The following is an 8,094-nucleotide window of genomic DNA, read 5'->3' as shown; positions in this document are numbered from 1 at the left end:
AGTCTGGCCGAGACGGCCTCGATCGGCTCGACGGTACTGCTTTTCAACTCGGTCATCATGACCCCTTCTGCCCTCACGGGCGATGGAGCCACTTACACCGTTTCTCTGACAGACCCGCCAGCGATGAGGGATACTGCTGCCGGCGTTGGGGCCACAGAATAGTGAACGGCGGTTCCACCCGGCCGGATGGCCCATCTGGGTCACCCGGCTGGCCCATGCGGGTTCCTTCGCGCGTGTGTGAGGATTGGGAGTCGCGCGAGTTCCCGAGCGAGAGGGTTGCAAGGTGGCACCAGTAGGCATCGATTTCCGGCCGGAGTCTCCTGTATGGCGGTGGGTTCGTTTCGCCCTGCTCGCCGCGGCGGGAGCAATGGGTTGCTTGGCGCTTTGGGGCACGGCACGGCGCGGCGAGCTGCTGCCTGATGTCACCGTTTGGTTCGTCGCGCTCCTTGTTGTCTTCGCGGTCAATGCGTGGATGCGCCGCCCAACGATCACGCCACTGATCTTCACTGCGCTGTTCGTGGGGATGCAAATGGGCGTTCCGACCCATGATTACGGTGCGGAGTGGTTCTTGGCGTTTGCAATGTGTATCGATGCCAACAGCCGGAAGCCCGCGCGGTTGGGGCCCGGCGTACTCTTCGCCTTGGTGGTGATTGAGTTGTTCCGTGGACAGGAGGCTATGGAGCAGTTCAGCATCATCTTGTACCTAGTCATTTTGACACTTCTGGGGCAGTTCATCCGGCTCACTTTTCAAAGTAGCCGGGCGCAGCGTGCCGCCGCGGAGTTGCGTGTCGCGCTGGAGCGATCGGCGCTGAATCAGGCCGTGCATGACACGGCGGGTGCACGTCTGGCTCAAGTGTTGATGATGGCGGCCCAGTTAAGGCGCGAAACAACGGCGCAGGATGCGCTGCGCAGCGAGTTGGACGCCATCATCGAGGTGGCCTCAGCGGGCGCCGTCGAACTGCGCGAAGTGATCAACCCAACCGAAGCGGCTGCAATAGCGTCCGGGCAACTGGGGCAGGAGTGGAACCGTTCGATCAGGACTCTTCGGACGGCCGGCTTCGACGTCGCGGACGCGCCCGCAGTCAGCATTCCCACGCTGCCGATGGTGGTGGAGGCGGAAGGCATCCGCGTCATCCGCGAGGTCACTGCCAACATTTGCAGGCACGCGCGGGAGGGTGGCAGGGTCGTAGGTGTGATTGGGATCGATAGCACCAGCATGACCTTGTCCTGGTTCAACGATGTCGATGAGAGCCGCCGCCCGGGCGACAGCTCCGGACTCGGGCTAGCGGGCATCCGAGAAGCAGTGCAGCAACTCGGTGGCGAGTGCGCTGTGGGGGCTAGCGAAGGGGTCTTCAGTATTAGGGTCAGGATTCCCATCCAAAGCGCTGATATGTTGAGCGAAGGCACAGCGCAGTGACGGGTGTGACGAGCGTCGGTTTGGTTGACGACGACCCGCTCTTGCTCCAGCTGTTGGCCGCTAGCTTGGGACATGAGGGTTTGTCCGTCCTGTGGGCTTGCGATGCGGCCGCGGCACTGAGGAATTTCGCCGAATCCCCACCCAGCGTTGTAGTCATCGACATTCGTATGCCTGTCGTCAGCGGATTCGACCTCGCCTGGCAGGTTCTGAGTTCCTTTCCAGAGGCGAAGGTGATGATGCTGACGTCGCTCGAAGACCCGGAGTCTTTGGCTGGCGCGATGCAGGCCGGTGCCATGGGCTATCTGGTCAAGACCGACCCACCGGACCGGATTGCCACGGGGATCCGGTCCGCAGCTTCAGGCCTGCGAGCGTTCTCACCGGCTGTTGGCTCAGTCAAGGGACCAACGGGCCTCATGCCATCCGATCTCATCAGCTCGCCCCTGACTCCCCGTGAAACCGAGGTGCTACAGCTGATGGCCCAATCCCTGACCAACGACCAGATAGCGCGCCGGCTCCAGATCTCGGGAGACACTGTCAAGCGTCACGTCTCCTCCGTACTCGGCAAACTCAACGTTCCCGATCGACTCGGAGCCGTGATGTGGGGCGTCAGAAACCACGTCATCCGCGGTTGAAAACAGGCACAACGGCCAGTTCGCGCTACCGGGCCGGCACGGGGCCGCGACGACGAAGGAGATGGGTTCGGAGGGTACAGAATCAACGATCACTGGACAACCATCGGCTAACTTGCTGCTGCTGGGCATCGCCCGATCGGATCACACGGTTGGGTCAGCCAGTCCCGACCGTTGGAACCGCCTGGCGGGGCTCCTTGTGTCTGCTGAGGTGAACACCAAGAAGCAGGGCCGCTAGCAGCGCGGCGACACTAGGAATGCGGAACATCTCGTGCGGGTACAGCAAGGTCCTCCAGCCCAGTGTCGAGATAAGTGCCGCTTGGGACACGACTGTCCAGCCAAGCGGGTCTCTTCGGAGGAAGCCGACGATCGCCCCTGCTACGACAAGCGCCGCAGTGGCCATCAGGCCTGGGACTGCGGTGGACCCGATCTGTGAGGCGTGAAAGTCGCTGACGCGAAGGGCTCCCGCGAGGTCGAAGGTGTTCAGCCACCCAGCAAACGGGACGCCCAGATTGCCGGAGTCGTAAGTGCTCTGCTCTGAGCTGAAGCGTCCACGCGCGTACCAAAGCCAAGACCCCAGCGATAGCGGCCCGGCCAGCAGCGGCGCGACCCGCAGCCACGGAATGCGCCGCTCCTTGACGATGCCAGGCAGCAACGTCAGCCCGAGTGCTACTGGCACCAGCACCAGCTGCTCCTTCGTCAGGCACAAGGCGACCACGAGCGCAGCGAGGATCAGCGGGTTCGTTCTTGATCGCAGCCACACCACAAGGAGCGCCGTGATGAGTGCCAATTGGAATGGCTCGGTGAGAGCCGTGCTCGCGCTGAACAGCAGCCCGGGGCTGAACGAGACTGTGAGACCTAGCCATGGTGAGGCGCCAAGTCGGGTGGCGAGCAGCGCCACACTGTACGCGGCGGCCGCCATCGACAGGACGCTGAGGCCCCAGAACACCCAAGGCAACGCAGCCGGTTGCCCGAAACTCAACACCGACGCAACCCACGAATAGAACGGATGACCGTACCTGTATGCCGCCAGATCAATCAGGTCATGCGCCTGTCCCAATGCGAATGGGTCCAGCGCCATCGCGAGAAAGTAGACCCCGTCGTAGTGGTCACTGGCAACCGTGAACTGAAACGACGGATCAAGACCGGCGACGAGAGCGGATAGGGGGTCTGAGTCGGCCACGTTCAACAGCAGACTTGGGTGGAACGACGGGCGTCGCGAGACCATCTGAGTGACTAAGGTGACACATGCTGCGACCAGACCGCACACAAGAGGGACTGTGAAGAAACGACGCATGCCGGTCAGAATGCCGACACCACACGCCGAGCAGCATCACCCGCTCAGGGCACCGCATGGTGCTATAGAAAGCCGCCGACCAGCGGAGCATAGTTGAGATCGCACGCTGCAAAGCGCGGGCCCGCCACCTTCTGGAAGGAAGAACATGCAACTCAAAACCAAGATCCTCGCTGCGGCTGCCGCAGCCATCGTCAGCCTCGGAACGGTGGCAGTGCCTCAGGCCTCCGCCGCCCCCAGCGACGCCGTGTGCAACACCGGCGAGGTGTGCTTCTACTACAACTCCGCTGCTCACGGCTACGGCTCGCTCGCAGACTTCGCCTGGAACATCCCCACCTTCAACGGTACCGGGTACAAGTTCATCAGCGGCGGCGCCGGCCAGGGGCTCCTCGTGTGGAACAACGCCGCCCACGTGTGGAATCGCCACGCGACCCGCGATGGTCGGGTCTACGTCAACAGCAACTACGCGGGATCCTACGACGTGGTCGGCAAGAGCTCACGGCGTGACCTCTTCGCAACGAAGAACGACAACGCCTCCTTCAAGTGGCTCTGAGGCTTCAGGCCCTTCGTGCAGCACTGATTGCTGCGGTCGTGGGGGTGTCGGGTTGCACAGCCCAGCACCCCGACGTCCAGGAGACGCAAACGCCTGACCCGCCTGTTGTTGCCCCGAGTTCCGTGCGGACTCCCGGTACCCCTGAATCCTCGGCAACGGCCTCCCCGCAGGTAGCGGCGGATCCGTTGGCGCTTCAGCGTGGGGCCAGTGATGCTTTTGGTCCGCTGCCCTTGGAGGCGTATGGACAGTCTGCCTCCGAGCGGTACTCGTTGGAGACCACCGTCGATGCGTTGGCGGATCGGTGTATGTCTGAGTTCGGTTTCGCGGCAACGACTCCGGTGCGCTCTTTGGAGGATGTTCTGGTCGAGGAGCGGGAGAGCAGGAATCGGTTGTTTGGGGTGGTCGATGTTGAGCAGGCCCGGGTCTCGGGGTATCTGCCGGCGTCGGTGGTGAGGGCGAACGCTGCTGACCCGGATCCTCCGCAGAGTGAGGCATTCTCCTTTGTCTTGACGGGGGTGCGGGATCGTGACTCGCCCGAGGATCAGACCGAGTCCCCGGGTGAAGTGGACGGCAAGGCGATCCCTCCGAACGGCTGTCTGGGTCAGGCCCGCGAACAGGTGTATGGCACGAACTCCTCGATGATGCCGTTTGTCCTCGCGCCGAACCTGCGCAAGGAAGCGTGGTTCGCCGCGCAGCAAGACCCGCGCGTACGAGGTGCCGATGAAGAGTGGAAGCAGTGCATGGCGGCTCGCGGGTTCAGCCGCAACTCCGTCTGGGACGACAACGACCAGTTCCTTGACACCCCAGAGCCCGAACGCCCAACTGAGCTTGAGCGTCAGATGGCGGTGGCCGATGCTGAGTGCAACAACTCGGTGGGCTATGTCCAGGCCTACTACAAGGTTCTGGTGGAGTTGGAGAACGTTGTGATTGAGAAGAACCAGCTGGCGTTGACTGAGGAGCGGCAGGCCATCGAAGCGTCGCTGACGCGTGCCAACGAGTTGGCCAAGGATAACTGACGTGAACGACTCAACAACTCCCACCACGAGCCTCACCCGTCGACGGATGCAGAAGGTGGTGTGGATTCTGGTGCTCGCTGTTGGCTTCGCTGGCGGCGGTTTCTTGGCGGCGCAGTTCATGGCCACACCTGCCCAGCGCGACGCCACAGCTGAAGCGCCTCCCCGAAGCGTGATCACCGCCGAGGTAGTCAAACGGGTGCTCAGCGACTCCGTCGTCACGCGAGGTGACGTGGTGGTGCTGGAGTCCGTCGACGTGTTGGCAGGGCGAACGTTCGCCGCCGACATGCCCGTGATCACAGCCGCTCCGCTTTCCGCCGGTGCGGAGGCCGCGCCGGGCGTGGTCATCCTGGAAGTGAACGGGAGGCCGGTGTTCTCACTGCCTGGCGTGCTGCCGGCCTACCAGGATCTCGAGGTTGGAGCCACTGGACCGCTGGTCAAGCAGTTACAGGTTGCCCTCCGCGGCCTCGGCTCCACCATCAGTGACGCCGACGGCGTGTTCGGCCCCACGACGGAGGCGGCTGTTCAGCAACTGTATGACGCGGCGGGCTACCCTGCCCAGACAGTGCTGCCGCGTTCCGAGGTGGCGTTCCTGCCGACTCTCCCGGCCAAAGTGGTGAGCTCCACGGCCCAGGCCGGGAAGGCTGTGTCGGCGGCCACCTTCGTGGTCGCCGCCGGCAACCCGGTGGTGACCGTCAGCCAACCCGATGCTCAACTGCTTGCCATCGGACGAAACGAGACCCCCGCCCGATTGGCCAATGAATTGACCGGAGAATCTGTTGAGGCGAAGTTCCAACCGGAGCTGATCACAGACCAGGCCGGTGGAGCCCAGCTCGTGCTAGTGGGCGTCGAGCCGATCCCGCTCGCGTGGCTGGGAAGCAACGTGCGCATCACAGTCGAAGCCGACACCACGACCAGTGAAGTGCTGGCAGTTCCCAGTGCTGCCATCTCCCTGAACGCAGAAGGCCAAACCATAGTGATCATGGTCCGCGGCAGCGAGCAAGAAGAAGTGCCGGTGCGAACCGGCGTCAACGGCGAGGGCTACACCGAGGTTGACGGCGAGATCGCCGAGGGCGACAACGTCTTGGTGGGCTTCGATCGATGACCACGCCAGTCATCTCGCTCCGCGAGGTCAGTGTCACCTACCCGGGGCCGCCGCCGGTGCACGCGCTTGTCGGTGCAAACGTGGCGATCCTCCCTGGCGAGTACGTCACCGTCGTTGGCCCCTCAGGCTCGGGCAAGTCGACCTTCCTCAACATCGTGGGCCTGCTGGATGAACCCACCAGCGGCACCTACGAGCTCAACGGTTCTGATACCTCAACACTTACTGAGAAGGAACGCACCGGTCTCCGTGGCCACGACATCGGCTTCGTGTTCCAAAGCTTCCACCTGCTGAACTATCGAAGCGCGGTGGAAAACGTTGAACTCGCGCTGCTATACAACAGCACCGACCCCAGCCGCCGCACCGAACTGGCGTTGAGCGCGTTGCACCAGGTTGGGCTTGATCATCGAGTCAACTCGTTGCCCAACCAACTCTCCGGCGGCGAAAGACAGCGGGTGGCCATCGCTCGTGCGATCGTCGGCAATCCATCGGTCGTGCTCTGCGACGAGCCCACTGGCAACCTGGACTCCCGCACCGCGAAGGACGTACTCGACATCCTGCGAGACCTCCACCAACAGGGCCTCACCATCATTGTCATCACCCATGACCCCGGCGTCGCCGCGCAAGGCCGGCGAACGCTGCGCATCACCGACGGCCACCTCCGGGAGGAATCGGCATGAGCGCCCCACTGGCACGACTCAGGTTCAACGACCTGCTCCGGGAAGCCCTTGCCGCACTCATCTCCCGACCCGCCAGATCAATCCTCACCTGCCTGGGGACCGTCCTAGGCGTCGGCACCCTCGTCGCCATTCTCGGACTCACATCAACAGCCCAATCCCAGATCTCAGCCCGCTTCGATGCGCTGGCAGCCACCACCGTCACCATCGACGACCGGCACAAGACTCACCCCATCTTCACACCCGAGGCCGCACAACGGGTCACCACCCAGATCAACGGCGTTAAGGCCGCCGGCTACTACTGGCCCATCAGTGGAGCCCCGCAGATGAGGGCCCGCCCCACCGATCCGCCCGTGTCCCGGGTTGAACTCCTCGCGTCAAGCCCCGGCCTGTTCAATGCCATCGGGGCCGAGCTGGCCAGCGGCACCTTCTACAACGACTACCACGACAGCCAACAGCTACCCGTAGCTCTGATCGGCTCAATCGCTGCACAACGGCTTGATCTGCCAGACATGGCGCTGCGGCCCAGCATCCTCATCAACAACCGCCCCTACGTGGTCATCGGACTCATCGACCAGGTGGAGAAGCTCCCCGAGCTCTTGAACGCGGTGCTGATCCCACCCGGCACCGCCAGCGCTCGCTTCGAACCCCCGAAAACCGACGGCGCCAACGCCGCCAGGATGCTGATCTCCACCAGACCCGGCGCTGCCCAGCAGGTCGCGCTCGAAGCACCCTGGGCTATCAGCCCACAAGACCTCACCCAAATGGCCGTCGCCGCCCCGCCCGACCCCCGCACCCTCCGCGAGTCCGTCGACGCAGACCTTGCCGGTCTCCTCCTCACCCTCGCCGCCATCTGCCTGTTCATCGGGGCCGTCGGTATTGCCAACACCACGCTGGTCGCCGTCATGGAGCGGGTCCCGGAGATCGGGCTCCGTCGCTCCCTCGGCGCGAGCCGCGCCCACATCTTCGCCCAGATCGTCACCGAGTCCAGCCTCCTCGGAGCCCTCGGCGGACTCATCGGCACCACCCTCGGCATCCTCGCAATTCTGGCGGTCTCCATCACCCAAGGATGGACACCAGTTCTCGACCCCGCCCTGGCCCTCGCAGCCCCGGTCATCGGACTGCTCGTCGGCACTATCGCCGGAATCCAACCCTCCCGCCAAGCATCACGCATCCAACCCACCGAAGCCCTCAGACGATAACAGCATCAGCCTGCTTCCCGGCCTGCGCCAAGCTGGGAAGCCTAACGCTGCCGCTCGATCCGGGCGGCCCTCACATTGCGCCGTCGGGGTTGGGACTGTCAGATTTTCGGTGTAAGTGGCGGTTTCTAGTTGTGGTTGCTGGCCGCTGGCATGCGGTCGGCGAAGGTTATGGCGAACGCGTTTAGCGCGGGCTTCCAGCGCATGCCC

Annotated in this window: 8 protein-coding genes; 7 read left to right on the top strand and 1 reads right to left on the bottom strand. The window is 63.7% G+C overall.

Annotated elements, in window-relative coordinates:
- The first annotated feature begins 283 nt into the window (after positions 1-283).
- On the top strand, positions 284-1,417 hold the full coding sequence (locus BUC15_RS18115; RefSeq protein WP_139280360.1) for a sensor histidine kinase: 1,134 nt from the start codon (positions 284-286) through the stop codon (positions 1,415-1,417).
- On the top strand, positions 1,414-2,049 hold the full coding sequence (locus BUC15_RS18110) for a response regulator (RefSeq protein ID WP_073191329.1): 636 nt from the start codon (positions 1,414-1,416) through the stop codon (positions 2,047-2,049). Before BUC15_RS18115 ends, BUC15_RS18110 begins: the two co-directional genes overlap by 4 nt.
- A 154-nt stretch (positions 2,050-2,203) precedes the next feature.
- On the opposite strand, the gene BUC15_RS18105 is transcribed toward BUC15_RS18110, so the two are convergent.
- On the bottom strand, positions 2,204-3,343 hold the full coding sequence (locus tag BUC15_RS18105) for an AZOBR_p60025 family cell surface glycopolymer formation protein (RefSeq protein ID WP_425443380.1): 1,140 nt from the start codon (positions 3,341-3,343) through the stop codon (positions 2,204-2,206).
- Between the two features lie 145 nt (positions 3,344-3,488).
- On the opposite strand from BUC15_RS18105, the gene BUC15_RS18100 reads away from it, so the two are divergent.
- The 5 genes from BUC15_RS18100 to BUC15_RS18080 all read left to right on the top strand — a co-directional run bounded on the left by BUC15_RS18100 (position 3,489) and on the right by BUC15_RS18080 (position 7,887).
- Positions 3,489-3,893: a hypothetical protein gene (locus tag BUC15_RS18100; protein ID WP_073191324.1), complete on the top strand. Its 405-nt coding sequence runs from the start codon at positions 3,489-3,491 to the stop codon at positions 3,891-3,893.
- Positions 3,894-4,198: 305 nt separating this feature from the next.
- Positions 4,199-4,909 (top strand): hypothetical protein, encoded by a 711-nt coding sequence (locus BUC15_RS18095; RefSeq protein ID WP_073191321.1) that lies wholly within the window; start codon positions 4,199-4,201, stop codon positions 4,907-4,909.
- A gap of 1 nt (position 4,910) precedes the next feature.
- Positions 4,911-6,011, top strand: coding sequence for a peptidoglycan-binding protein (locus tag BUC15_RS18090; RefSeq protein WP_073191318.1), 1,101 nt, complete (start codon positions 4,911-4,913; stop codon positions 6,009-6,011).
- The gene (locus BUC15_RS18085; RefSeq protein ID WP_073191315.1) at positions 6,008-6,688 is read left to right on the top strand and encodes an ABC transporter ATP-binding protein; all 681 of its coding nucleotides are present in this window, start codon (positions 6,008-6,010) and stop codon (positions 6,686-6,688) included. Before BUC15_RS18090 ends, BUC15_RS18085 begins: the two co-directional genes overlap by 4 nt.
- On the top strand, positions 6,685-7,887 hold the full coding sequence (locus BUC15_RS18080) for an ABC transporter permease (protein WP_073191312.1): 1,203 nt from the start codon (positions 6,685-6,687) through the stop codon (positions 7,885-7,887). Before BUC15_RS18085 ends, BUC15_RS18080 begins: the two co-directional genes overlap by 4 nt.
- Positions 7,888-8,094: the final 207 nt, after the last annotated feature.

This window comes from Tessaracoccus bendigoensis DSM 12906 (assembly GCF_900141915.1).
Lineage (GTDB): Bacteria > Actinomycetota > Actinomycetes > Propionibacteriales > Propionibacteriaceae > Arachnia > Arachnia bendigoensis.
This window is presented reverse-complemented; position numbering and strand designations above follow the sequence as displayed.

What these genes read in the sequence shown, in the direction of transcription:
- BUC15_RS18080 (WP_073191312.1), top strand. Translation starts at nt 6,685, where the DNA reads ATGAGCGCCCCACTGGCACGACTCAGGTTCAACGACCTGCTCCGGGAA.
- BUC15_RS18100 (WP_073191324.1), top strand. Translation starts at nt 3,489, where the DNA reads ATGCAACTCAAAACCAAGATCCTCGCTGCGGCTGCCGCAGCCATCGTC.
- BUC15_RS18085 (WP_073191315.1), top strand. Translation starts at nt 6,008, where the DNA reads ATGACCACGCCAGTCATCTCGCTCCGCGAGGTCAGTGTCACCTACCCG.
- BUC15_RS18105 (WP_425443380.1), bottom strand. Translation starts at nt 3,343, where the DNA reads ATGCGTCGTTTCTTCACAGTCCCTCTTGTGTGCGGTCTGGTCGCAGCA.
- BUC15_RS18095 (WP_073191321.1), top strand. Translation starts at nt 4,199, where the DNA reads ATGTCTGAGTTCGGTTTCGCGGCAACGACTCCGGTGCGCTCTTTGGAG.